Source organism: Aeromonas sp. 3P (assembly GCF_051919745.1).
GTDB classification, from domain to species: Bacteria; Pseudomonadota; Gammaproteobacteria; order Enterobacterales; family Aeromonadaceae; genus Aeromonas; species Aeromonas veronii.
This window is the reverse complement of the sequence record NZ_JBQBED010000001.1, coordinates 1,913,828-1,936,205: the sequence shown is the minus strand read 5'-3', so window position 1 is coordinate 1,936,205 and position 22,378 is coordinate 1,913,828. Positions and strand designations below refer to the sequence as shown.

20 protein-coding genes, 7 tRNA genes and 1 pseudogene are annotated in these 22,378 nt (G+C 59.1%); 16 read left to right on the top strand and 12 right to left on the bottom strand.

Annotated features, from left to right (window positions below; translation table 11 throughout):
- Positions 1-33: 33 nt before the first annotated feature.
- Entirely contained in the window at positions 34-1,485 is a 1,452-nt protein-coding gene (locus ACTG19_RS08690) for an aminoacyl-histidine dipeptidase (RefSeq protein WP_201908601.1), read from the bottom strand.
- Positions 1,486-2,431: 946 nt separating this feature from the next.
- Between ACTG19_RS08690 and gpt the strand changes: the two genes are divergently transcribed.
- The 5 genes and pseudogenes from gpt to ACTG19_RS08665 all read left to right on the top strand — a co-directional run bounded on the left by gpt (position 2,432) and on the right by ACTG19_RS08665 (position 7,367).
- The gene (gene gpt, locus ACTG19_RS08685; RefSeq protein ID WP_005339007.1) at positions 2,432-2,899 is read left to right on the top strand and encodes a xanthine phosphoribosyltransferase; all 468 of its coding nucleotides are present in this window, start codon (positions 2,432-2,434) and stop codon (positions 2,897-2,899) included.
- A gap of 172 nt (positions 2,900-3,071) precedes the next feature.
- Positions 3,072-4,340 (top strand): esterase FrsA, encoded by a 1,269-nt coding sequence (frsA, locus tag ACTG19_RS08680; RefSeq protein WP_064338704.1) that lies wholly within the window; start codon positions 3,072-3,074, stop codon positions 4,338-4,340.
- A 62-nt stretch (positions 4,341-4,402) separates the two neighbouring features.
- Complete coding sequence (gene crl, locus ACTG19_RS08675; protein WP_005339003.1) at positions 4,403-4,795, top strand: sigma factor-binding protein Crl; 393 nt, start codon at positions 4,403-4,405, stop codon at positions 4,793-4,795.
- A gap of 180 nt (positions 4,796-4,975) precedes the next feature.
- Positions 4,976-6,078: pseudogene (gene proB / locus ACTG19_RS08670) on the top strand (glutamate 5-kinase).
- Positions 6,078-7,367: a glutamate-5-semialdehyde dehydrogenase gene (locus ACTG19_RS08665; protein WP_439989596.1), complete on the top strand. Its 1,290-nt coding sequence runs from the start codon at positions 6,078-6,080 to the stop codon at positions 7,365-7,367. The pseudogene proB and the gene ACTG19_RS08665 overlap by 1 nt, the downstream one beginning before the upstream one ends.
- A gap of 96 nt (positions 7,368-7,463) precedes the next feature.
- Here ACTG19_RS08665 and ACTG19_RS08660 read toward each other — a convergent pair whose 3' ends face one another.
- Genes ACTG19_RS08660 through rsgA form a run of 5 tightly spaced genes read right to left on the bottom strand, consistent with a single transcriptional unit; the run spans position 7,464 to position 10,298 of the window.
- Positions 7,464-7,853 (bottom strand): hypothetical protein, encoded by a 390-nt coding sequence (locus ACTG19_RS08660; RefSeq protein WP_421293435.1) that lies wholly within the window; start codon positions 7,851-7,853, stop codon positions 7,464-7,466.
- A 2-nt stretch (positions 7,854-7,855) separates the two neighbouring features.
- Positions 7,856-8,107, bottom strand: a complete 252-nt coding sequence (locus tag ACTG19_RS08655) for a DUF2960 domain-containing protein (protein ID WP_005338984.1) — start codon at positions 8,105-8,107, stop codon at positions 7,856-7,858.
- Positions 8,097-8,366: a VF530 family DNA-binding protein gene (locus ACTG19_RS08650; RefSeq protein ID WP_005349372.1), complete on the bottom strand. Its 270-nt coding sequence runs from the start codon at positions 8,364-8,366 to the stop codon at positions 8,097-8,099. Before ACTG19_RS08650 ends, ACTG19_RS08655 begins: the two co-directional genes overlap by 11 nt.
- A complete protein-coding gene (gene asd / locus ACTG19_RS08645; RefSeq protein ID WP_201989641.1) occupies positions 8,363-9,235 on the bottom strand; it encodes an archaetidylserine decarboxylase in 873 nt (290 codons plus the stop codon). Before asd ends, ACTG19_RS08650 begins: the two co-directional genes overlap by 4 nt.
- A 28-nt stretch (positions 9,236-9,263) precedes the next feature.
- On the bottom strand, positions 9,264-10,298 hold the full coding sequence (rsgA, locus tag ACTG19_RS08640; protein ID WP_041202348.1) for a small ribosomal subunit biogenesis GTPase RsgA: 1,035 nt from the start codon (positions 10,296-10,298) through the stop codon (positions 9,264-9,266).
- Positions 10,299-10,389: 91 nt separating this feature from the next.
- On the opposite strand from rsgA, the gene orn reads away from it, so the two are divergent.
- The 8 genes from orn to ACTG19_RS08600 all read left to right on the top strand — a co-directional run bounded on the left by orn (position 10,390) and on the right by ACTG19_RS08600 (position 11,812).
- The gene (orn, locus tag ACTG19_RS08635) at positions 10,390-10,935 is read left to right on the top strand and encodes an oligoribonuclease (RefSeq protein WP_064341069.1); all 546 of its coding nucleotides are present in this window, start codon (positions 10,390-10,392) and stop codon (positions 10,933-10,935) included.
- Positions 10,936-11,113: 178 nt separating this feature from the next.
- Positions 11,114-11,189: transfer RNA gene (locus ACTG19_RS08630), tRNA-Gly, on the top strand.
- Between the two features lie 37 nt (positions 11,190-11,226).
- Positions 11,227-11,302, top strand: a tRNA-Gly gene (locus ACTG19_RS08625).
- Positions 11,303-11,335: 33 nt separating this feature from the next.
- Positions 11,336-11,411 (top strand) — tRNA-Gly (locus ACTG19_RS08620).
- 25 nt (positions 11,412-11,436) lie between these two features.
- A tRNA-Gly gene (locus ACTG19_RS08615) sits at positions 11,437-11,512 on the top strand.
- Between the two features lie 24 nt (positions 11,513-11,536).
- A tRNA-Gly gene (locus tag ACTG19_RS08610) sits at positions 11,537-11,612 on the top strand.
- 24 nt (positions 11,613-11,636) lie between these two features.
- Positions 11,637-11,712, top strand: a tRNA-Gly gene (locus ACTG19_RS08605).
- 24 nt (positions 11,713-11,736) lie between these two features.
- Positions 11,737-11,812 (top strand) — tRNA-Gly (locus ACTG19_RS08600).
- Positions 11,813-12,040: 228 nt separating this feature from the next.
- Here ACTG19_RS08600 and ACTG19_RS08595 read toward each other — a convergent pair.
- From ACTG19_RS08595 to ACTG19_RS08585, 3 genes are all read right to left on the bottom strand, one after another.
- Positions 12,041-12,250: a cold-shock protein gene (locus tag ACTG19_RS08595; protein WP_005338972.1), complete on the bottom strand. Its 210-nt coding sequence runs from the start codon at positions 12,248-12,250 to the stop codon at positions 12,041-12,043.
- Between the two features lie 274 nt (positions 12,251-12,524).
- Positions 12,525-13,193, bottom strand: coding sequence for a LysM-like peptidoglycan-binding domain-containing protein (locus tag ACTG19_RS08590; RefSeq protein ID WP_005338970.1), 669 nt, complete (start codon positions 13,191-13,193; stop codon positions 12,525-12,527).
- A 99-nt stretch (positions 13,194-13,292) separates the two neighbouring features.
- Complete coding sequence (locus ACTG19_RS08585) at positions 13,293-15,395, bottom strand: methyl-accepting chemotaxis protein (protein ID WP_439988979.1); 2,103 nt, start codon at positions 15,393-15,395, stop codon at positions 13,293-13,295.
- A 251-nt stretch (positions 15,396-15,646) separates the two neighbouring features.
- On the opposite strand from ACTG19_RS08585, the gene gltX reads away from it, so the two are divergent.
- Positions 15,647-17,062 carry a glutamate--tRNA ligase gene (gene gltX / locus ACTG19_RS08580; protein ID WP_439988978.1) on the top strand — a complete coding sequence of 472 codons (1,416 nt, stop codon included), beginning with the start codon at positions 15,647-15,649 and terminating at the stop codon, positions 17,060-17,062.
- Between the two features lie 172 nt (positions 17,063-17,234).
- Here the strand turns inward: gltX and ACTG19_RS08575 are convergent, their stop codons facing one another.
- The 3 genes from ACTG19_RS08575 to ettA all read right to left on the bottom strand — a co-directional run bounded on the left by ACTG19_RS08575 (position 17,235) and on the right by ettA (position 20,933).
- On the bottom strand, positions 17,235-18,578 hold the full coding sequence (locus ACTG19_RS08575; RefSeq protein ID WP_113739084.1) for an NCS2 family permease: 1,344 nt from the start codon (positions 18,576-18,578) through the stop codon (positions 17,235-17,237).
- 264 nt (positions 18,579-18,842) lie between these two features.
- Positions 18,843-19,172: a hypothetical protein gene (locus ACTG19_RS08570; protein WP_439988977.1), complete on the bottom strand. Its 330-nt coding sequence runs from the start codon at positions 19,170-19,172 to the stop codon at positions 18,843-18,845.
- A gap of 93 nt (positions 19,173-19,265) precedes the next feature.
- Complete coding sequence (ettA, locus tag ACTG19_RS08565) at positions 19,266-20,933, bottom strand: energy-dependent translational throttle protein EttA (protein ID WP_005358378.1); 1,668 nt, start codon at positions 20,931-20,933, stop codon at positions 19,266-19,268.
- Between the two features lie 242 nt (positions 20,934-21,175).
- Here ettA and ACTG19_RS08560 point away from each other — a divergent pair, with 242 nt between their 5' ends.
- Both ACTG19_RS08560 and ACTG19_RS08555 read left to right on the top strand, forming a co-directional pair.
- Positions 21,176-21,751 carry a Crp/Fnr family transcriptional regulator gene (locus ACTG19_RS08560; protein ID WP_227095873.1) on the top strand — a complete coding sequence of 192 codons (576 nt, stop codon included), beginning with the start codon at positions 21,176-21,178 and terminating at the stop codon, positions 21,749-21,751.
- Between the two features lie 57 nt (positions 21,752-21,808).
- Complete coding sequence (locus ACTG19_RS08555; RefSeq protein ID WP_421295288.1) at positions 21,809-22,372, top strand: YgjV family protein; 564 nt, start codon at positions 21,809-21,811, stop codon at positions 22,370-22,372.
- Positions 22,373-22,378 lie beyond the last annotated feature (6 nt).

Below are 22,378 nucleotides of genomic sequence, written 5' to 3'. Positions count from 1 at the left end.
GGGGCTTTGTTTTGTTGTTTTATCCGGGCTGGCTTACTTGGCCGGAATCGCTTCCAGCACGTGCACCAGCAGTTGCCAGAAACGCTCGACCGCCGGGATATGTACCTTCTCGTCAGGGGAGTGGGCCCCGCGGATGGTCGGGCCGAAGGAGACCATGTCCCACTCCGGATAGGCGCTCTTGAACAGACCGCACTCGAGGCCGGCGTGGATCACCATGACGTTGGGCATGGTGCCGAACAGGGTCTGGTAGCTATTACGTACCAGCGCCATGACGGGGGAGTCCACGTTCGGTGCCCAACCCGGGTAGGCACCGGTGAATTCGCAGCTGGCGCCTGCCAGGGTGAACAGGGAGCGGGTCATCTGCTCGATGCTCTCGCGGCCGGAGTCAATCAGGGAACGGATCAGGCACTGGACGTACACTTCGCCATCCTGAGTCTTGATGACCCCCAGATTGGTCGAGGTTTCGGTCACGCCGGGCATGGCATCGCTCATGCGCATCACGCCGTTCGGGCAGGCCATCAGGGCATCCAGCAGGCGCTGCTGCAGGGAGACGCTCATCAGCTTGGCCGGTTTGGCGGCGCTGTTGACCAGCACGGTCAGGTTCGGCTCGGTGGCGGCCAGTTCGGTCTGGTAGATCCCGGTGTAGCGGTCAACCAGCGCCTTGAACTCGTTCACGCTGGCAGCGGGCACCAGCAGGGTGGCACGGGCTTCGCGCGGGATGGCGTTGCGCAGAGTGCCGCCGTGGATCTCGGCCAGACGAACACCCAGCGGCTCGGCTGCTTTGAGCAGACGTACCAGCAGCTTGTTAGCGTTGCCACGGCCGCGATGGATATCGCAACCGGAGTGGCCGCCACGCAGCCCTTTCACGGCCAGCTCGAACGCTTCGCCTTCGCTGGCGTCAACCAGCTCGAGCGGGAAGCGGATATTGGCATCTACACCGCCAGCGCAGCCCATATAGACTTCGCCATCCTCTTCGGAGTCGGTGTTGAGCAGAATTTCGCCCTCCAGCCAGCCCGCTTCCAGACCGAATGCGCCGGTCATGCCGGTCTCTTCGTCGGTGGTCAGCAGCACTTCCAGCGGGCCGTGCTTGATGGTCTTGTCAGCCAGCACAGCCAGACAACCGGCCATGCCGATGCCGTTGTCGGCACCCAGGGTGGTGCCACGGGCCGTGACCCACTCGCCATCGACATAGGCATCGATGGGATCGTTGGCGAAGTCGTGTTTGGTGTCGGCGTTGGCCTGCGGCACCATGTCGATGTGGGCCTGCAGTACCACGGCTTTGCGGTTTTCCATCCCCGGGGTGGCCGGTTTCTTGATGATGATGTTGCCGACCTTGTCCTGCTTGACCGCCAGACCTTCTCCCTGAGCCCATTGGATGATCCAGGCGCTCAGTTTGGCTTCATGTTTGGAAGGGTGGGGGATGGAGCAGATCTGTTCGAAGAAATGCCAAATCAGTTTGGGAGAGAGAGAGCTAAGCTGTGCCACGTCGGGACTCCTTACCAGCACGGAATTAACAGGGCCCCATCAGCGGGCCGGGGAAGAGGATAACGATAATACAGTCAATCACACAAAAATGTGAGCAATCAGCGCAAATCGCAGGCAGCTTGTGCTGGCTAATGGCAACCAGGCAGTACGATCGTCAGGTTCGGACGACGCTGACCGATAGAAAAGAAAATGTGTGACCGACCTCACAAAAATATTGAATTTAATGCACCGACTGGTAAATTAGCTCCCGTGGTTCGCCACCCGTCAGGATGACGATGAAAGCCTCCAGGGAACCGAAGCAAAGCAAGTGCGCCTCCATGGAACCGAGTGTTCGTTCAAGGATTTGAGCCCGCATAAAGGTACGTAACTTGTTAAGCAATCAGGAGTTTCAATATGCCAGGCAGCAACTCAACCTATTGGTTTGCCCCCTCTTTGTATACCCAGGGTTTCAGCTACCCTAACCCCTTCGTCACTCGTCGCTAAGACGAGCTGCCCAACCAGGCAGAGGCGAGAAAGCAGCAGGTGCGTGAGGTAAATCCTCCCCCTGCTATTTTTTTATCTGCGATTTGCCGCATAGCCCATTAGGACTCGGCAGCAGGGATGACAGGTTAGTCGTTTGGCGCTCGAGATGTGCCGAATGGAGAGGGTGATGCCGATTTTTCCTGTTTTTGGCATACGTTTGCCAGGCATTTTCTCTGCAAACGGTGCTATCATATCGGCCCAACAGCCTGTCCGCGGTTTGGACACTTCATCTAACCGATCGCCGGATAAGCCCATCTTGCTTCCATTGTTATCAGATTTGCTGCCGAGGCTTAGCCCTGAGGCAGCCGAAGTGCAATCTGAATTCAGTCGGGCAAGGGCCGCCATTTAGTGGCATCCGCAGGGATAATTGCGGATGTTGTGATTTTAAGTAATTGTTTTTAAATAACTATTCGAGATCGATAACATGCCGAAAAAGTTCTATGTGTCGTGGGACAACCTGCAACGTGAAGCTCGCCGTCTGGCCCGTCGTCAGCTGCCTGTCAGCCAGTGGAAAGGTATCATCGCGGTCAGCCGTGGTGGCCTGGTGCCCGCAGCCCTGATGGCCCGTGAACTTGGCATTCGTAATGTGGAAACCCTCTGCATCTCCAGCTATGACCATGACAGCCAGCGCGAGTTGGTGGTCGTGAAGGCTGCCACCACCGCCGGTGACGGCGAAGGCTGGCTGGTGGTGGAAGATCTGGTGGACACCGGCACTACCGCCAAGGCGATCCGCGAGCTCTACCCGAAAGCCAAGTTCATCGCGATTTTCGCCAAGCCGATGGGCGAAGCGCTGCTGGACGATTTCGAAGTGGCGATCCCGCAGGATACCTGGATCGAACAGCCGTGGGATATGGCACTGGAGTTCGCCACACCGATCTGCGACGAAAAGTAACAGGATCGGGATGTGACGCTCGCTGCGTCCATTGGTCGCAACCGGCAATAATGGTTTCACAGGGCTCCAATTTGGAGCCCTGTTTTTTTGTGTATCAATCTGTTGCAGGGTGGCTGATGGGCAGTAAAAGTGGTTAAGATGAGCTATTGCCTGATATGAATGGGACACTATCTTGGACTTGAACGAAGACCTAAACCTGACCGAACAGCTCTTTACCCGCGTCAAGAAGGTATTGGAAACATCCGAGATCTCCAACTCCAGTGCGGCTGATCTGGCGCAAGCCGAGTCAGACGAGATGTTTATCGACGGATCCATGTCAAAGAGCTGGTATCGCCTGCTGCGCCGCCCCTCCTGGACCTGGCAGGGGGCAGATCCCATCGAAGTGGAGCAGACCCTGGCCCGTATCGCCATGGCGACCGGCGAGCGTACCCACGATTGCTATCTCGATACCATCAAGGGCTATGTGCCCGGCAACTGGATCTACGAATGGAGCCAGGTGGCTGGCAACTATTTCAAGCAGGGCCGCGAACTGCGCGAGAAGGGGGATACTTCTGGCGCCTTGAAACAGCTGCTCAAGGCGGTGCGCTACTACTCCATCGCCAGCTATCCCCATCTCAAGGATGACGAGCTGGCGGATCAAGCCCAGCTGCTCGGTAACATGGCCTATCGCGAGGCCGGTCGCCTGTTCAAGGTGCCGCTCAAAGAGATCCAGGTGCCTTTTCGCGGCAAGCATATTCAGGGTTATCTCCACCTGCCGACGACCGAAAAACCGGTGCCGCTGGTGATCATCAGCGGCGGGATCGACTCCCTGCAGCTCGATTTCCTCAACTTCTATCTCAAACGGCTCGAGCCCAACGGTATCGGCATGCTCTCCCTCGATATGCCCGGGGTTGGCTATGCCGAGCATTGGCCGCTGGTGCAGGATACCAGCCGTCTCCATCAGGCGGTGCTCCATTACCTCTCCGAAGTGGCCTGGGTCGATCATCAGCGTATCGCCATGGTGGGGATGCGTCTGGCGGGTAATATCGCAGCCAGACTGGCCTTTATCGAACCGTTCAAGCTGCGGACCGTGGTCTGTGTCGGCGCCGGGGTCAATCAGGTGTTTACCAATCAGGAGCTGTTTGCCAAATGCCCGCGCATGATGCGGGACAGTCTGGCCAACCGGTTGGGGGCTGATGCGGCGCAGTGGGACGGCATGCGTACCAAGTGCCAGGTATTTTCACTTAAAACACAAGGATTACTGGGGACTCGCACCTCAGTGCCGATATTGAGTATTGGGCACAAGCGAGATTTTATTTGTCCCGAGCAGGATGTACGGGCATTGGCGGCGGCCAGTCGTAACGGCAAGGCCATCGTATTCGACAAACAGCCTTTGCTGGAGGTGTATGACAAGGCGCTGGACGAAATCGTCGAGTGGCTGAAACAGCATTTGTGTACCTGACATTGCGCTAAAGAACTGACGCCATCCCGAGGTGGCGCGGCTTGTTTAACAGGGAGGTTAACATGTCTGAAAGAGTGACCTACAAGCGACTGTTGAGGCAGTTTGCTGCCATTGGCCCCTATTTGCGTGAGGATCTCTGCGAAGAGGGGCGTTATCGTTTCGACTGCCTGTCGGTCTGTGTCAGCGCCAAGCCGGCGCCGGATAAACGGGAGTTCTGGGGCTGGTGGCTGGTGCTGGAGCAGGACGATCACCATTTCCGTTACCACTATCAGCTCGGTTTCTACAATGCTGATGGTGAGTGGCTGGACAAGCCGATCCCCAAGAAGCACCAGGTAGAAGTGGAGCGGACCCTCAACCGTTTCTACAAGCTCATCAGCGACAAACTGACGGCTCTGGAGTGTCAGTTAGCGCCAGCGGATCAGGTCACCAATGAGTTGACCGTGACCGCTGCTTGATCCCTGATGCCCGGCGAGCAGCATCCCGCTGTTTGCCGGGCCATCAGTCAGCCATCTCCCCTTCCGCCCGCAATCATCCGGGCCTTTGCTTCATCTCCTCACCCCGGCGTTAATTGCCTTGCAGGGCACCATGGCCGTGGGTATAAAGATATTCCTTACTTTTTTAGCCTTTATGCTCCCATGGAAAACAGAACCATAGTCGTCAAGTTGGGCACCAGCGTGCTCACAGGGGGGTCTTCCCAGCTCAATCGTGCCCATATGGTCGAGCTGGTCAGACAGTGTGCGGCCTTGCACCGTCACGGCCATCGGGTCGTGGTCGTCACATCAGGAGCTATCGCCGCCGGGCGTGAACATCTGGGTCACCCGCCACTGGCGCCAACCCTGCCCAACAAGCAGATGCTGGCGGCGGTTGGTCAGACCCAGCTTATTCGGGTATGGCAGGATCTGTTCAACCTCTACGGTCTGCATATCGGCCAGATGCTGCTGACCCGCGCCGATCTGGAAGATCGGGAACGCTACCTCAACGCCCGCGACACCATGCGCACACTGCTCGATCACCGCATTATTCCGGTGATCAACGAAAACGACGCGGTGGCGACCGCCGAGATCAAGGTCGGCGACAACGACAACCTCTCCGCACGGGCCGCCATTCTGGCGGATGCGGATCTGCTGATCCTGCTGACAGACCAGAAGGGGCTGTTTACCGCCGATCCGCGTACCAATCCCGATGCCCAGCTCATTGAAGAGGTGCAGACCATCGACGATACCCTGCGCTCGCTGGCGGGTGACAGTGTCAGCGGCCTCGGCACCGGTGGCATGGCTACCAAGCTGCAGGCCGCCGATGTGGCGCGTCGCGCCGGCGTCAACGTGGTGATCGCGACCGGCCAGATGCCGGAGGTGATCGGCCGTCTCGCCAAGGGCGAGCGTATCGGAACCCTCTTCCCGGCGCTGGCCTCCCCGCTGGAAGGGCGCAAGAGCTGGATCCTGGCAGGCCCACCTCCTCACGGTGAAGTGCATGTGGATCAGGGCGCAGTGGCCGCCATGAAGGATAAAGGCTCCAGCCTGCTGCCCAAGGGGATCGTCGCGGTCAAGGGTGACTTTATTCGGGGCGATGTGGTGCGGATCCTGATCCCAAAGGCGCTGAGCTGGCGCGCGGTATCTGCCGTTACGACCATCTGGAGCTGGAGAAGCTGCGCGGCGTTCACTCGGATCAGATTGAGCAGGTACTGGGCTATGGATATGGTTCAGTAGCCATCCATCGAGACGATATGGTGCTGCTCTAATCAGGGCGGCACGGCATGAACAAAAGGGAACCGAGATGAGTCTGGAGAAAATGGGGCAGGCGGCCCGTGAAGCCGCCTATCAGCTGGCTACCATCAGCACGGCGCAGAAGAATCGGGCGCTGGCCGCCATCGCCGATGAGCTTGAGGCGCGCAGTGAGCAGATCCTTGCTGCCAACGACAAGGATATTGCGGCTGGCCGTGAGGCAGGCTTGTCAGAAGCCATGCTGGATCGCCTGCTGCTCAATCCGGCCCGGCTGGCCGGTATCGTGGCAGATGTGCGCAAGGTGATCACGCTGGACGATCCGGTCGGTGCCGAAATGGATAGTCGGGTGCTGGAGAATGGCCTGCGGCTCTCCCGTCGTCGGGTGCCCATCGGGGTTATCGGCGTCATCTACGAGGCGCGCCCCAACGTCACCATCGACATCGCCAGCCTCTGCCTCAAGACCGGCAACGCCAGCATCCTGCGTGGTGGGCGCGAGACCTTCCACTCCAATCTGGAGCTGGTGCGGGTGATCCAGCATGCGCTGGCGGCCTCCGGTCTGCCCGAGGCGGCGGTGCAGTACATCGACAACCCGGATCGGGCGCTGGTCGGCGAGTTGCTGCGCCTAGACCGCTATGTGGACATGATCATCCCCCGTGGTGGCGCCGGCCTGCACAAGATGTGCAAGGAGAACAGCTCCATCCCGGTCATCATCGGCGGGTTCGGTATCAGCCATATTTTCGTCGACGAGAGTGCTGATCTGGTGCGCTCTCTGGCGGTCATCGACAACGCCAAGGTGCAGCGCCCCTCCGCCTGCAATGCCCTCGATACCCTGCTGGTACACGAGAAAGTCGCTTCGGCTTTCCTGCCGCAGCTGGTGACGCTGATGAACGAGCGCAAGGTGACGCTGGTGGCCGCGCCCAACGCCATGAGGCAGTTGGCGGGTGCCGACAACCTGTGCGAGGCAGGGCCGGAGGATTTCGATACCGAGTGGCTCGGGCTGACCCTGGGGGTCAAGCTGGTGGCGGATGTGAACGAAGCGCTAGCCCATATGCGCGAGCATAACGCCGGCCACTCCGATGCCATCCTGACCAACGATCTGGCCAACGCCGAGCGTTTCGTCAATGGAGCCGGTTCGGCGGCTGTCTATGTCAACGCCTCCACCCGTTTCACTGATGGTGGCCAATTTGGTCTGGGGGCCGAGGTGGCGGTGTCGACCCAGATGCTGCATGCCCGTGGCCCCATGGGGTTGACCGAGCTCACCAGCTACAAGTGGGTAGGGCAGGCCGATTACCTCAGCCGCGCCTGATAACAGTCTGTTTCACATACAAAAATGCCGACCCCTTGGGTCGGCATTTTTTCGCTGGCATCGCGCCGATACCACGCAGTGCACTATCCCTCGGGGTTATTCCCCGTGATAGAGCGCCTTGTCACCTTGCTTGAGCACATAACCCTTCCAGATAAAGAGGGTGTAGCCGCTGCCCTGCCACGACCAGTTGCCCTCCGCACCCTGACGGGTCAGCGCAAGCAGCTCGCCGCTTGGCAGATGCAGTTCGGCCTGCGTCTGATCGGCATTGAACAGCACGAAGGCGCTGCTGGTCTGGCTGGCATCGGTTGGATTGAGCCGGATACCCTCTTCAAACAGGCGCACACATTTGCCTGTCAGCGCTGACCACTGATAGCCCGCGCTGCCGATACAGCCGTGGCTGTCGCGATCGCTGCCAACCAGATGTTGTTCCGGTGTACTGCATGCCGCCAGCAGCAGAGAGGCGGCCATCAGAGTCAAGGTGCGCATGGTTACTCCTGCAGATCTCGTTCGATGACGATGTTGGAGAATCCCAACTCTTTGAAGTAGTTCTCCTGGTAATCCTTCACGCTTTTCTTGTCACGGCGACAAACCTGAGCCAGCTGGGCCTCCATGGCGTGAAAACTGGTGAGATCCAGCCCTTCGGCTGCCGCGATGGCGTCGTAGATGCTGCGGAACTTGTCGTTCGCGTAGCCGATCTCTTTGGCCTGTTTTTTATAGGTGTACGTAATCTTAAAGGCCATCTTGCCCTTCCTTCTTCGATTTGGCTTGCTTGCGCTGGACGTAGAGATAGAGGCTTTCGACCTTCTCCCTAGCCCAGGGGGTCTTGCGCAAGAACTTCAGGCTGGACTTGATGCTGGGATTATCGGTGAAGCAGCGGATATTGATCTGCTGCCCCAGCTCTTCCCAGCCGTAGTGTTCGACCAGCGCGGTGACGATGGCTTCCAGCGTCAGCCCGTGCAGCGGGTTGTTCTTCTGCGAGGCGTTCGGTTGCTCGCTCATGCCTGCTCCGCCAGCTTGGCAAAGGGCTGACCCATGCGGGTGGTGACGCCATTAGCCAGATGGGGTTCGAAACCGGCCAGCATGCCCGGGCCAAACAGGCAGACCACGGTGCTGCCCAGCTTGAACAGGCCCATTTCGGCGCCTTTCTGCAGGGTAATGGCCTCGTCGCCGGTATAGTCCCAGCGCACCACCTTCTTCTCTTTGGTCGGCGCAATGTTGCCGGCCCAGATGGTCTCGATGCTGGCCACGATAGTGGCACCGACCAGCACCAGCGCCATCGGGCCGTGCGGAGTGCGGAAGGTGGCGACCACCCGCTCGTTGCGGGCAAACAGGTTGGGCACGTTCTCGGCGGTGAGCGGGTTGACGGAGAAGAGATCCCCCGGCACGAACACCATGCTCTCCAGCACACCGTCCAGCGGCATGTGGATGCGGTGATAATCCTTGGGCGCCAGATAGATGGTGGCAAAGTCGCCATCCTTGAACGGCGCCACCAGATCCTCATAGCCGCCCAGCAGTTCGCGGGCGCTGTAGTCGTGGCCCTTGGCCTGGATGATGCGACCCTGCAGGATCGGGCCAAGCTGGCTGACGGTGCCATCCACCGGCAGCGCCAGAGTCATGGCATCTTCTACCACGGGACGGATACCGGGCTTGAGCTCGCGAGTGAAGAACTCGTTGAAGCTCTTGTAGTGGGCCGGGCTCTCGTGCAGCGCCTCGCTCATGTCGACCTGATACTGCTTGATAAAGGCCTCGATCACTTTGGTGGTGATGTTGCCCGCTTCGGCGGCGGCAAACTTGCCGATCAGACGGGAGAGGGCGTGCTTGGGCAGACAGTATTGACCGGCAATTTTCAGGTTGTCAGTAATGCTCATGTTCATCATCAACGTAGGTTTATTAGGGTCACAGGCGCGCTTGCTGGCGACCGTGACGGGCTTCCTGCATGGTTTCCAGGATGCGGTGATAGTTGTGGAAGCGATCGGCGCTGATGGCGCCCGCGTCGACTGCGGCGCGCAGGGCACAGCCGGGATCGTCCTTGTGGGTACAGTCGCGGAACTTGCAGCCACCCAGGTAGTCGCGAAACTCGACGAAGCACCAGGTGATGCGGTCGGCCTCCAGATGCCAGAGGGCGAACTCGCGGATCCCGGGGGAGTCGATGAGATCGCCACCGCTTGGGAAGTGGTAGAGTCGCGCCGTGGTGGTGGTGTGCTGGCCGAGCCCCGAGTTTTCGGAGATCTCGCCGGTCAGTACATCCAGCCCCGGCATCAGGGCGTTGGTGAGCGACGACTTGCCCACCCCGGACTGGCCGACGAAGATGCTGATCTTGTCGGTCAGGGCTGCCTTGAGTTCATCCAGCCCTTCGCCGCTCTCGCAGCTCACCAGCAGCACCTCGTAATTGAGCTTGCGGTAGGTTTCGAGCTGGCTTTCGATGCGCGCTCTGGCGGCATCATCGAGCATGTCGACCTTGTTCAGCACGATGAGGGGGCGGATCTCCACATCCTCGGCAGCTACCAGATAGCGGTCGACGATGTTGGTGGAGAACTCGGGCATCACCGCCGAGACGATGATGATCTGGTCGATGTTGGCTGCGATGGGTTTGACCCCGTCGTAGAAGTCCGGCCGGGTTAGTACCGAGTGGCGCGGATGCACCGCCTCGATGACGCCCGCTGTCGCGGCATTGAGGCCGGGACGCCACACTACCTTGTCGCCACAGACCAGACTGCTGATGCTGCTGCGCCGCAGGTTGCTGCGGTGGATGGTGCCATCGACCGCTTCCACGTCTGCGTGCTGACCAAAACGGCTGATCACCACCCCTTCGATGGCGGGGCCAAACAGGGTGTCATCCACCACTGTGGTGTGATCTTTTTGCAGCCGCCGTTCGCGGTTGGCCTGGACGCGCCTTTGTTGACCCAGATTGAGTTTTGCTTTCTTTGCCACTCGATTCGCCAGTTTATGAACAGATCCAAAGCCAGTATGATACATGCAAATTGGCAAAATTCCGCCATTCCTCCCAATAGAGAGAGCAATCATGACAGTCAGCGCGCAGAACCTGGTATGGATCGACATGGAGATGACGGGTCTCGACCCCGAAGAGAACGTGGTACTGGAGATTGCCACCATAGTCACCGACAAGGATCTGAATGTACTGGCCGAAGGGCCGGTTATCGCCATTCATCAGAGTGATGAAGAGCTGGCCAAGATGGACGACTGGAACGTCAACACTCATACCAAGAGCGGTCTGGTGGCCCGGGTCAAGGCGAGTCAGCACGATGAGGCGAAAGCCATTGCCGAGACCCTCGACTTCATTCGCCAGTGGGTGCCGGAGCGCACCAGCCCGCTGTGCGGCAACAGCATCGGTCAGGATCGCCGCTTCATGGTCAAGCACATGGCCGAGCTGGAAGCCTTCTTCCACTACCGCAACGTCGACGTCAGCACCATCAAGGAGCTGGTACGCCGCTGGCAGCCGGAACTGCTGGATCAGTTCAAGAAGAGCGGCACCCACCAGGCGCTGGACGACATCCGCGAATCCATCGCCGAGCTGCAGTTCTATCGCAGCCACGTCTTCAAGATCTGATTCCCCGGCAAGGGGTTGTCATACTCTGGCTGCTAAAATCGACAGTTCGGCCAGCTTTTGAGCGAACGCGCGCAACCAGACAAAAAAGCCCTTGCAATTGGAATGACTGCTCTTATAATTCGGCTCCCGTACAGTAGCGCAAGCAACCAAATGCTGTACGGCCTGTTTTAAGGTAGTTGCGGGAATAGCTCAGTTGGTAGAGCACGACCTTGCCAAGGTCGGGGTCGCGAGTTCGAGTCTCGTTTCCCGCTCCAAAAATCTGATGATGACACTGGTGCAAACCAGCCCGATGCGGGAATAGCTCAGTTGGTAGAGCACGACCTTGCCAAGGTCGGGGTCGCGAGTTCGAGTCTCGTTTCCCGCTCCAATCATCAGCCAGCCTCAAGACAACCAAATTGTTGCGGGAATAGCTCAGTTGGTAGAGCACGACCTTGCCAAGGTCGGGGTCGCGAGTTCGAGTCTCGTTTCCCGCTCCAAAAAATTTGTAAGTGATATTCCGATGCGGGAATAGCTCAGTTGGTAGAGCACGACCTTGCCAAGGTCGGGGTCGCGAGTTCGAGTCTCGTTTCCCGCTCCAATCACTTGCAGATGACATTCTGTTGCGGGAATAGCTCAGTTGGTAGAGCACGACCTTGCCAAGGTCGGGGTCGCGAGTTCGAGTCTCGTTTCCCGCTCCAAACATTTGTAAGTGACATTCCGTTGCGGGAATAGCTCAGTTGGTAGAGCACGACCTTGCCAAGGTCGGGGTCGCGAGTTCGAGTCTCGTTTCCCGCTCCAATCACTTGTAAATGACATTCTGTTGCGGGAATAGCTCAGTTGGTAGAGCACGACCTTGCCAAGGTCGGGGTCGCGAGTTCGAGTCTCGTTTCCCGCTCCAATCTCTCTTCGAAGTTTTCATAATCCCTTTGATTGCCCCTCACATCGCGCTGCGATGCTTTGTCGTATCTGACGTTTACTCAGCGTGTCTCCGCCGCCTTCTGCAAACAGGGGGGGGACTCTGTGGGCTGATCGAGGCAAGCGGTTGTAACAGGTGGTGGGAGGCGAGAATTGCGGGCAAAAAAGAGGAGGGGCCTTGGCTCCTCCTGCATGATTCACTGGCGCGGGCTTAGACCAGAGTAACGTTCTCAGCCTGAGGGCCTTTTTTGCCCTGGGTCACAGTGAACTGGACTTTTTGACCTTCAGCCAGGGTTTTGAAACCGGTGCTCTGGATGGAGGAGAAGTGAACGAATACGTCCGGACCCTGGGATTGTTCAATAAAGCCAAAACCCTTGGTTTCGTTGAACCATTTTACCTGGCCGGTGCGAATGTCAGACATGTGCTAAATCCTATCAATAACAAAATGAAACTAAGCCCGTGCTGGGCTGCATTTGCCTTGCAAGCAGGGGTTGGCTCATGACTGACCACGTCTCTTTGTCCCAGTAGCACGTAGAACAATCCCTGTCTAAAGCACAAACGATTGTACGTTAGCGCCGATCCTTGTCAATTTGACCCCTTTCGTTTTTTGAACAAGCTAAAAATATTGTGAAGTCAGTAGCTTATTTGAAGATATTTGACTGAAAAAAACGGGAGGCCAGCGCCTCCCGTTTTTGTTATTCCTTGAGGGCGAACCCTTCGCCCTGCCGGTCGTAGCGGTAAACCGCCTGACCGTAGGAGCGGATCTCCACCCGCTGGATGCGGCGGGTGTCGTCCACCAGGATGAAGATAGAGCGGCCCGATTGCAGGCGGGTCAGGGGGCGATCCGGCCCCTCGATGGCGATCAGGCGGCTCAACTCGGCACCCGGCAACTCGAATTTACGCCAGATGGAGTAGAGGGTCTCACCCGCCTGCACATCGTGTTGCAGCCAGGTACCGTTGACCTTCTCTTCGACCGGCTTGGCTGCCGCGGGGGCACCGCCTGCCGCGCCATTACCGACAGTTAGAGCTTGAGCAGGTACGGCCAGCGGCACTTCCAGCGAGCCGGAAGGGGCGGCTTTGGGGGCGGATGGTGCCGGCTCCCAGGCCAGTACCAGCAACCAGAGCGGGATCAGGATCAGCAGACCTATGGTGTTTTTGCGGGGCAGCGGGCTGGACAGCTTGAATTTGCCTGCTTTGGCATCCTGGCGGCGTTGGCCGAGGTTGCTCATCCCTTGGCCAAAACGTTGGCGCAGGGACAGGGTCGCGGCATTGATGCGATGGAGCAGGGATCCTTGTGATTCGTCTTGGCGACGCTGCTGGGCTCGTCTGTTATGGCCTCGTGGGCGACGGTCCGGGGTGGGCACGGCATTTACCTCTCACTACATTGCCTGCCATCAGGCAAATTCGTCGCCTATGGTAAACGGACTCGCCCCCGAGGGGGAGAGTCCTGAGGCGGAAAATTATCAGCTGAGACGAAATTGACCCAATAATTGCTGCAATTTATCTGCCGCCTGACGCAAAGCCTGGCTGGCTTTGGCCGTTTCGGTCGCATCCTGAGCAATGTCGTTGGCCAGTGCGTTGGTTTTTGACAGGTTGCCGGAGACGGTTTCTGAGACCGAGCTCTGCTCTTCGGCGGCGGAGGCGATCTGATAGGTCATGTCGTTGATGGTGGAGATGGCCTGGTAGATGCTGCCGAGCGCCTCTTCCGCCAGATCCGCCTCGCACACCGCCTGATGGGTCAGCTGCTGGCTCTGGGTGATGGCGTTGACTGCATTGGTGGAGCTGAGGCGGATCTTCTCGATCAACTCCTGGGTATTCTGCACCGCCTGCTGGGTATTGCCCGCCAGTTTGCGCACCTCGTCGGCCACCACCGCAAAGCCGCGGCCCTGTTCGCCAGCCCGTGCAGCCTCGATGGCGGCGTTGAGAGCCAGCAGGTTGGTCTGATCGGCAATCCCCTGAATGACGGTGAGGATGCTGGTGATCTGGGCGCTGTCGTGAGCCAGCCCTTCAACCACTTCAGCCCCTTTCCCGGCTTCTGCCGCGACTTTGTGCATCGACTGGATCACCTGCTGGAAGCGCTCCTTGCCCTGATCGGCTGCGCCTTGCGCCTGTTTGGCCGAGTCGGCGGTGTTGTTGGCGTGGGTGGCGACCTCCTGACTGACGTAGGACATCTCCTGTACCGCGGTCAGCATCTGCTCCATCTCGGCCTGATGATGCTGCAGGTTGTTGTCGGTCTGACCGGCAATGCGATCGGTGTCACCGGCATAACGGTTCACCTCGCTGGCAGTCTTGAGCACATCCCCTAGCAGCCCTTGCAGCTTGTCGATAAAGCGGTTGATCCCCTTGGCGAGATCCCCCAGCTCGTCGACAGATCGGGTTGCGAGACGTTTGGTGAGATCCCCTTCACCATCGGCGATGTCATCCACCAGGCTGACCATCTGACGGATGGGGCCTGTGATGCTGCGGGCAATCACCAGCATGGTGGCCAGCGCCAGCACCAGTACGATAACTGCGCCCACCAATTGCTGGGTCATGGCTGCCTGGTTCATGTCGCTCAGCTGGCTTTCCAGTTGATCGGCGCCCGCCAGTACCACCTTGTAGGGCAGGGTGACGATGATGGCCCAGTTGCGGCTCATTCCCGGCACCATGATGGGGACGGAAATACGGAATGACTCGTCCAGCTCCTGACGCTGAACTTCCGGTTTCAGGTACTGTTGCCACTGGTTGCCCAGCACCTTACTTGCGCTGCTGCCGAGCAGGCTGGCATCACCGCTGGTGCCTGTGATGACACCGGCGGTGCTGACGATCAGGGTTTCGCCCTTGCCGTCATAGATATTGCTGTTGAGGCTCTTGGCCTGACGGCTGATGGAGTCCACCGCCAGATCGAGGGCTGCGATGCCGCGGAACTGGCCATTCACCATGATGGGGGTGGTGATAGTGCTCACCAGCACCTGCTGACCGTTGATATCCACCTTGAAGGGATCGATGAGGCAAGAGCGTCCTTCCCGCTTCGGGCAGGCGTAGTAGTCGTTGGCGGGATTGCCGAATTCGTCCGGGTCGGTTTTTTCGATGGAGAGCAGCAGATCGGTGCCGATTTGATCCTTGTCGCGATAGAAGTAGGGCACGAAGCGCCCCTTGTCGTCACTGCCCAGCGCACTCTGGCCAGCAAAGCTGGCATCCTGACCGTCGAAACCGTTGGGCTCGAAGCCGGCGAAGGCGCCATAGAGCTGGGGCTCCAGCGCCAGTTGTGCCTTGAGCAAGTCAGTGGCCTGCTGGCGATCCAGCGACAGTTTGCTTTGCTGTTGCAGGGCGAGGGCGCTGGCCATCTGCTGGGTGTAGGAGAGCCCCTTTTGCAGCAGTTGGGTGATGGTGGCCGCCTCGGCGCGAGCATTGGCGCTGACCTTCTGCCAGGCCTCCTGCTGCAGCGCTTCACGGCTGGAGCTGATGGTGAGTTGTTGAGTCTGCTGACCCGAGTATTGGTTGAGCAGGATCAGGATGACCAAGGCGGTGGTCATGGCGATCCCGGCCATCACTAGAATGCGATTCTGGATAGAACGGAACTGCATCGTCTCTTCCTTTTTAGTAGCGGTGTTATTTGGATATCGACCGAAGCCGACAGTGGTTGTAGCAAATAGGAAATAGAACTTCTGTTTTGCGATCCCCTTCAAATATCAGGCGGCAAGCGCCCCGCCAGTAAATTTAATCCCCTACTTTAGCCCGCAATGGCGTCATGGTTTTCCCATCCGTGATTGTCGGTGCTAAAATGCGACGGTTTTTTTAACGAATTGGCCCAAGGCCCTCTACACAAGGCTTAAAGATGAAAGTCAAAACCCGTTTTGCTCCCAGCCCGACCGGCTTTTTGCATGTCGGCGGTGCCCGTACCGCACTCTATTCCTGGTTGTTTGCAAAGAACCAAGGCGGTGAGTTCGTGCTGCGTATTGAGGATACCGACCTGGAACGTTCCACTCAGGAGGCGATCGACGCCATCATTGAGGGCATGGAATGGCTGGAGCTGAACTGGGATGAGGGCCCCTACTACCAGACCAAGCGCTTCGATCGCTACAACGGTCTGATCGATGAGATGCTGGCTGATGGCCGCGCCTACAAGTGCTACTGCTCCAAAGAGCGTCTGGAAGCGCTGCGTGAAGGCCAGATGGCCAACGGCGAGAAGCCCCGCTACGACGGCAAGTGCCGCGACCACGCCCATGACCACCCGGCCGATGCGCCGCACGTGATCCGCTTCCGCAACCCGACCGAAGGTTCCGTGGTGTTCGATGACCACGTCCGTGGCCGCATCGAGTTCGCCAACACCGAGCTAGACGATCTGATCATTCGCCGTACCGACGGCGCGCCGACCTACAACTTCTGTGTTGTAGTCGATGACTGGGATATGGAGATCACCCACGTGGTGCGTGGCGAAGACCACATCAACAACACCCCGCGCCAGATCAACATCTACAAGGCGCTGAACGCGCCGGTACCGGAATTTGCCCACGTCTCCATGATCCTGGGTGACGACGGCGCCAAGCTCTCCAAGCGCCACGGTGCGGTTTCTGTGATGCAGTACCGCGACGACGGCTACCTGCCGGAAGCGCTGCTGAACTATCTGGTGCGTCTGGGTTGGTCCCACGGCGATCAGGAGATCTTCACCCTCGACGAGATGATCAAGCTGTTCAGCCTGGATGCCATCTCCAAATCCGCCTCCGCGTTCAACACCGACAAGCTGCTGTGGCTGAACAACCACTACATGCGCAGCCTGGATCCGACCTATGTTGCCAAGCATCTGGCCTGGCACATGGCCGACCAGAAGATCGACACCAGCAAGGGTCCGTCACTGCCAGAGGTTGTTACTCTGCTGGCCGAGCGCTGCAACACTCTGGTCGAGATGGCCGCCCAGAGCCGCTACCTGTTCGAAGATTTTGAGGCGATCGACGAAGCGGCTGCCAAGAAGCACCTGCGTGGCGTGGCTGCCGAGCCGCTGGCTCTGGCCAAAACCAAGCTGGCTGCACTGGATAGCTGGACCACCGAAGCGCTGCACGAGCTGATTGAAGCCACTGCCGCCGAGCTGGGTCAGGGCATGGGCAAGGTCGGCATGCCGCTGCGCGTTGCTGTCACCGGTCTGGGCCAGTCCCCCGGCATCGACGCCGTGATGGCGCTGGTCGGCAAAGAGCGTGTACTTGCCCGTATCGACCGCGCGCTGGCGTATATCGAAGCCCGCATGGCTGCCGAGTAAGCTCTGCCGATGTGGCAGACGAGGGGATTACCCCGCTCTGCCACATACTGAATAGCAAAAATCCGAAACCACTGGTTTCGGATTTTTTTATGGCCAGCGCACAGGTCGAAAATACTTTGGATAAAAAAATGCCAGTCAGCTGACTGGCATTTTTATTGGGACAGAGTGCCGCTTAGTGGCTGTCGACCCAGACGAACTTGAGCACGAACAGCAGGGCGACCACTAGCACGCAGGGGTTGATTTCGCGCCAGCGGCCGGTGCCCGCCTTCATCACGCAGTAGGAGATAAAGCCGACGGCGATCCCCTCGGTGATGGAGAAGCTGAACGGCATCATGACGGCGGTCATAAAGGCCGGTACCGCTTCGGTCAGATCTTCCCACTTCACCCGGGTCAGCTCGGAGCACATCAGCACACCCACATAGATAAGGGCGCCAGCGGCGGCATAGGCCGGCACCATGGCGGCGACCGGAGAGAAGAAGATAGCCAGCAGGAACAGCAGGCCAACCACGATGGCAGTCAGACCGGTACGGCCGCCGACGGCGACGCCGGAGCTGCTCTCGATAAAGGCGGTGACCGAGGAGGTGCCCATGAAAGCGCCGCCGACGGAGCTGACGCTATCCACCATCAGCGCTTGTTTCATGCGCGGGAAGTGGCCCTTGTCATCGGCCAGCTTGGCGCGGTTGGTGACACCGATCAGGGTGCCGGAGGAGTCGAACAGGTTGACCAGCATAAAGGAGAAGATGATCCCGGCGAGGCTGATATCGAGCGATCCCATCAGATCCAGTTGGCCGAACACCGGTTCGATGCTGGGGGGCATGGAGACAAAGCCCTTGAAGGTGACATCGCCAAACAGCCAGCCCAGACCGGTAGTGACCACGATGGCGATCAGCACGGCGGAGTGGACGCCGCGGGCGGAGAAGATGCAGATCAGGAAGAAACCGAGCAGACCCAGCAGGCAGGGCAGGGAGGTGAGATTGCCCACGGTCACCATAGTCGCGGGGCTGGCCACCACGATACCGGCGTTGTGCAGGCCGAGCAGGGCGATAAGCAGACCGATACCGGCGGTGATGCCGACCCGCAGGGTGAGCGGAATGTTGCCAATCAGCCAGTAGCGCACCCGCAGCAGGGTGAGGATCAACAGACCCATGGCGCCCCAGAAGATGGTGCCCATGCCCACTTGCCAGGAGTAACCCATGCCCGCGACGACCACAAAGGCGAAGAAGGCGTTGAGGCCCATGGCGGGGGCCAGCGCGATCGGCAGGTTGGCCAAGAGGCCCATCAGGATGCTGCCGATACCGGCGATGAGGCAGGTGGTGACGAACACGGCCTGGGTGTCCATGCCCGCTGCAGAGAGGATCTGCGGGTTGACGAACACGATGTAGACCATGGTCAGGAAGGTGGTGATGCCGGCGATCAGTTCGGTGCGGGCGGTAGTGCCATGGCCTTGCAGGGCAAACAGACGCTCAAGCAATCCTTGCCCGGCGGCCTGATTGGCAGCTTGGTGTTGTTGATTCATGTTGGATTCCAATAGGTGACGTGAAATAAGCAGCAGGGGAACGGGCTATCCCATCCATGCGGGGTAAATTGCCCTGTTTCTGGCGGTTAAGTAACCAGACTCGTCCTGATACCGTGACAGCGCGCACATTTTTACACAGGCGGCGCCGTTTACAAACCCCGGATCTGCGAAGCAGATCAATGAATAGAGTAAAAATTCAAACGTTTGCTTTTTGAGCATGAAAAAAGGTTCTCAGCAGAGAACCTTTTATCGAAAATTGGGGGCTTACAGGGTTTTGAAGTAGCGCTCCACCAGCTGGGCCAGCACCGAGTCGAGCCGGTCTTGTAACTCACCCAGCTCGCGGCCGAAGCGGCGCAGAAAGAGGCTTGCTTGCTCTTCGGTTAGCTTGCGCCCCTCGATAAAGAACTCCTGCTCCGGCAACTGTTTGTCGTAGCGGGGGATCAGCACCCAGCTCACCAGCTCGGGCTCCACGGCGGCAAAAATCTTGGCGGCAGCGGCACAGAAGGTCTCTATGTGCTCCTTGCCATCCGGCCCGAGGCAACCCGGTTCAACCCGGATCTGGATGGTGAGTTTTTTCTCTATGGGGGTCGTCATCGTGCTACATCCATGCAAAGGCATCCGTCTAGGATTGTAAGTCAAAAGGCAAGAGAAAGGGGAGCCGAAGCTCCCCTCAACACGCAGTCAGCCTTATTTGGCGATACGCTTATATTTAGCGCGGTGCGGTTGGATAGCCTCGGCGCCGTAGGTCTTCTTCTTCCACTCTTCGTATTCGGTAAAGTTACCTTCGAAGAACTCGATCTTGCCCTCATCCTGATAGTCCAGGATGTGAGTGGCGATACGGTCGAGGAACCAGCGGTCGTGGGAGATGACCATGGCACAACCCGGGAACTCCAGCAGGGCGTTCTCGAGGGCGCGCAGGGTTTCGATATCCAGATCGTTGGTCGGTTCATCCAGCAGCAGCACGTTGCCGCCGGTCTGCAGCAGCTTGGCCAGATGCAGACGACCACGTTCACCACCGGAGAGTTCGCCAACCCGCTTCTGCTGGTCGGAACCCTTGAAGTTGAAGCGGCCGATGTAGGCGCGGCTCGGGAACTCGTAGTTGCCGATGCGCAGAATATCCTGACCATCAGCGACCTCTTCGAATACCGTCTTCTTGTCATCCATGCTGTCGCGGAACTGATCGACAGAGGCCAGCACCACGGTTTCACCCAGGGTGATGGCGCCGGAATCCGGCTGCTCCTGACCCGACATCATGCGGAACAGGGTCGACTTACCGGCACCGTTCGGGCCGATGATGCCGACGATGGCACCCTTCGGAATGGCAAACGACAGATCGTCGATCAGCACCCGATCACCGTAGGATTTGCGCAGGTTGGCCACTTCCACCACCTTGTCGCCGAGGCGCGGTCCGGGCGGAATGAACAGCTCGTTGGTCTCGTTGCGCTTCTGGTAGTCGTTAGTGTTGAGTTCTTCGAAGCGAGCCATACGGGCCTTGGACTTGGCCTGACGGCCTTTCGGGTTTTGACGAACCCACTCCAGCTCTTTCTCGATGGACTTGCGACGGGCCGCTTCGGAACTGGCTTCCTGCGCCAGACGGGCGTCCTTCTGCTCCAGCCAAGAAGAGTAGTTGCCTTCCCACGGGATACCTTCGCCGCGGTCCAGCTCCAGGATCCAGCCTGCCACGTTGTCGAGGAAGTAACGGTCGTGGGTGATCGCCACTACAGTGCCTTCGTAGTCGTGCAGGAAGCGCTCCAGCCAGGCCACGGATTCCGCATCCAGGTGGTTGGTCGGTTCGTCCAGCAGCAGCATGTCAGGCTTTTCCAGCAGCAGACGGCACAGTGCCACACGGCGGCGCTCACCACCGGAGAGGTGCTTGATCTTGGCATCCCAGGCCGGCAAGCGCAGGGCATCGGCCGCACGCTCCAGCTGGTTTTCCATGTTGTGGCCACCCTGAGCCTGGATGATGGCTTCCAGCTCGCCCTGTTCGCGGGCCAGCTTGTCAAAGTCGGCATCCGGGTCGGCGTAGGCCGCATAGACCTCGTCCAGACGGGCCATGGCGCGCTTCACTTCGCCAACGGCCTCTTCGACGGCTTCGCGTACGGTCTGCTCCGGATCCAGCTTAGGCTCCTGCGGCAGGTAGCCGATCTTGATGCCGGGCTGCGGACGGGCTTCCCCTTCGATCTCGGTGTCGATGCCTGCCATGATGCGCAGCAGGGTCGATTTACCGGCGCCGTTCAGACCCAGCACGCCGATCTTGGCGCCCGGGAAGAAGCTCAAGGAGATGTTCTTGAGAATATGACGCTTGGGCGGCACTACCTTGCCGACCCGGTTCATGGTGTAAATAAATTGAGCCATTGGCTAATTCTCTTCCTTTTCAGCAGGTTAATGTCTTGGCATTAACAGACTGATGTCGTGGTGGGGCCAGGTCGACACAGGTCAACCGGGTTCCAAAAAACCCGTCGATTGTAAACCAACGGACGAGGGGGGGCAAAGGTGGCACCCGGCTATGTCCCCCCTTTGCCGCAGCGGTCACGCCTTGCTGCATCAGTCGTGCAATTTGGGCATGATGTGGGCTGCCGTTTTGTCCCGGAGCCCTCATGAACCCATCTCCTCAAGCCCCTTCGCTGACCGCCTTTCTCTGCACAATGGGATTGGACGCCGCGCAGAGCGAAGCTATCAGCCTGCGCTTGCCACGGCAGACGCTGCGCGCCGGTCAGGCACTGTTGGCGCAAGGGGCAGAGCAGGAAGCTGCCTTCTATATCGAAGCGGGCATCGCTCGCGCCTGCCACTACACCCGGGACGGACAGGAGCGCTGCAAGGAGTTCTACTTCGAGGGGGAACTCTGCCTGCTCTATGACAGCTGGCTCACGGGGTCGCCTGCCCGCTACCAGCTGGAGGCGCTGACGGAGTTGCAGGTGGTGCGGATGCCGCTCACCCTGCTGGATGAGCCCGCCTGGCAGCCGGTCTGCATGGCCCTGTTGCGCCAGCAGCTCGGTTACAAGGAGCGCAAGGAGGCGTTTTTGCTGCTTCACTCTCCCGAGGAGCGTTATCGGGAGCTCTGCCACACCTTCCCTCACTGGCCTGCGCGGCTCACTCAGGTGCAGCTCGCCAACTACATCGGCATCAGCCCGGTCACCCTGTCACGGATCCGTAGGCGCATTAACACGGGTTAATGCCGCTCTCCGACCATCCCCTCATGCTGCGCCATCCAAATGACGGACGAGGTGTGGATGATGTCGCTGTTTCTGTGGTCGCAGCTGGTGGTGAGCCTGGCTTTGCTGCTCGATCTGTTGTCGTTTCAGTTGCGGGATCGCCGCAGGATCCTGGCCTGTCTGGCCCTCTCCTGCGCCCTCAATGCCGGTCACTTTGCCCTGCTCGGGCAGTGGTCGGCCGCCTGCCTGTTGCTGCTGGCCTGCGTGCGCTTTCTGGTGAGTATCTGGCTGGTTCACCACATCTTGATGTGGTTTTTCATGGGGTTGGCCTGTGCGGCAGCGCTGGCAACCTATCAGGGCCTGCTCTCATTGATCGGGCTGCTGGCCAGCCTGCTGCAAACCCGGGCTGCGTTTTGCCCGGATGATCGCCAACTGCGGCGCTGGATGTTGCTTGGCACCCTCTGCTGGCTGGTCAACAACCTGCTGGTGGGCTCTCCGGTCGCCGCGCTGATGGAGGGGATGTTTCTGGTCAGCAATCTGGTGGGTTACTACCGTCACTATGGCTTCGACTATTGGGGGCGTGGCCGCCACAGTGGCCGCAGAAAGAGGCGTGTGCCGCCTTCCGATCGGGCGAGCTTCTGATTTTCC

Excerpts from the sequence above, each read along its gene's own strand:
- ACTG19_RS08575 (WP_113739084.1), bottom strand. The coding sequence starts at position 18,578 with ATGAATCAACAACACCAAGCTGCCAATCAGGCCGCCGGGCAAGGATTG.
- ACTG19_RS08655 (WP_005338984.1), bottom strand. The coding sequence starts at position 8,107 with ATGGCCTTTAAGATTACGTACACCTATAAAAAACAGGCCAAAGAGATC.
- ACTG19_RS08560 (WP_227095873.1), top strand. The coding sequence starts at position 21,176 with ATGAACCCATCTCCTCAAGCCCCTTCGCTGACCGCCTTTCTCTGCACA.
- ettA (WP_005358378.1), bottom strand. The coding sequence starts at position 20,933 with ATGGCTCAATTTATTTACACCATGAACCGGGTCGGCAAGGTAGTGCCG.
- ACTG19_RS08595 (WP_005338972.1), bottom strand. The coding sequence starts at position 12,250 with ATGTCTGACATTCGCACCGGCCAGGTAAAATGGTTCAACGAAACCAAG.
- ACTG19_RS08660 (WP_421293435.1), bottom strand. The coding sequence starts at position 7,853 with ATGCGCACCTTGACTCTGATGGCCGCCTCTCTGCTGCTGGCGGCATGC.
- gpt (WP_005339007.1), top strand. The coding sequence starts at position 2,432 with ATGCCGAAAAAGTTCTATGTGTCGTGGGACAACCTGCAACGTGAAGCT.
- ACTG19_RS08570 (WP_439988977.1), bottom strand. The coding sequence starts at position 19,172 with ATGACGACCCCCATAGAGAAAAAACTCACCATCCAGATCCGGGTTGAA.
- ACTG19_RS08650 (WP_005349372.1), bottom strand. The coding sequence starts at position 8,366 with ATGAGCGAGCAACCGAACGCCTCGCAGAAGAACAACCCGCTGCACGGG.
- asd (WP_201989641.1), bottom strand. The coding sequence starts at position 9,235 with ATGAGCATTACTGACAACCTGAAAATTGCCGGTCAATACTGTCTGCCC.
- gltX (WP_439988978.1), top strand. The coding sequence starts at position 15,647 with ATGAAAGTCAAAACCCGTTTTGCTCCCAGCCCGACCGGCTTTTTGCAT.
- ACTG19_RS08585 (WP_439988979.1), bottom strand. The coding sequence starts at position 15,395 with ATGCAGTTCCGTTCTATCCAGAATCGCATTCTAGTGATGGCCGGGATC.
- crl (WP_005339003.1), top strand. The coding sequence starts at position 4,403 with ATGTCTGAAAGAGTGACCTACAAGCGACTGTTGAGGCAGTTTGCTGCC.
- orn (WP_064341069.1), top strand. The coding sequence starts at position 10,390 with ATGACAGTCAGCGCGCAGAACCTGGTATGGATCGACATGGAGATGACG.
- ACTG19_RS08555 (WP_421295288.1), top strand. The coding sequence starts at position 21,809 with ATGATGTCGCTGTTTCTGTGGTCGCAGCTGGTGGTGAGCCTGGCTTTG.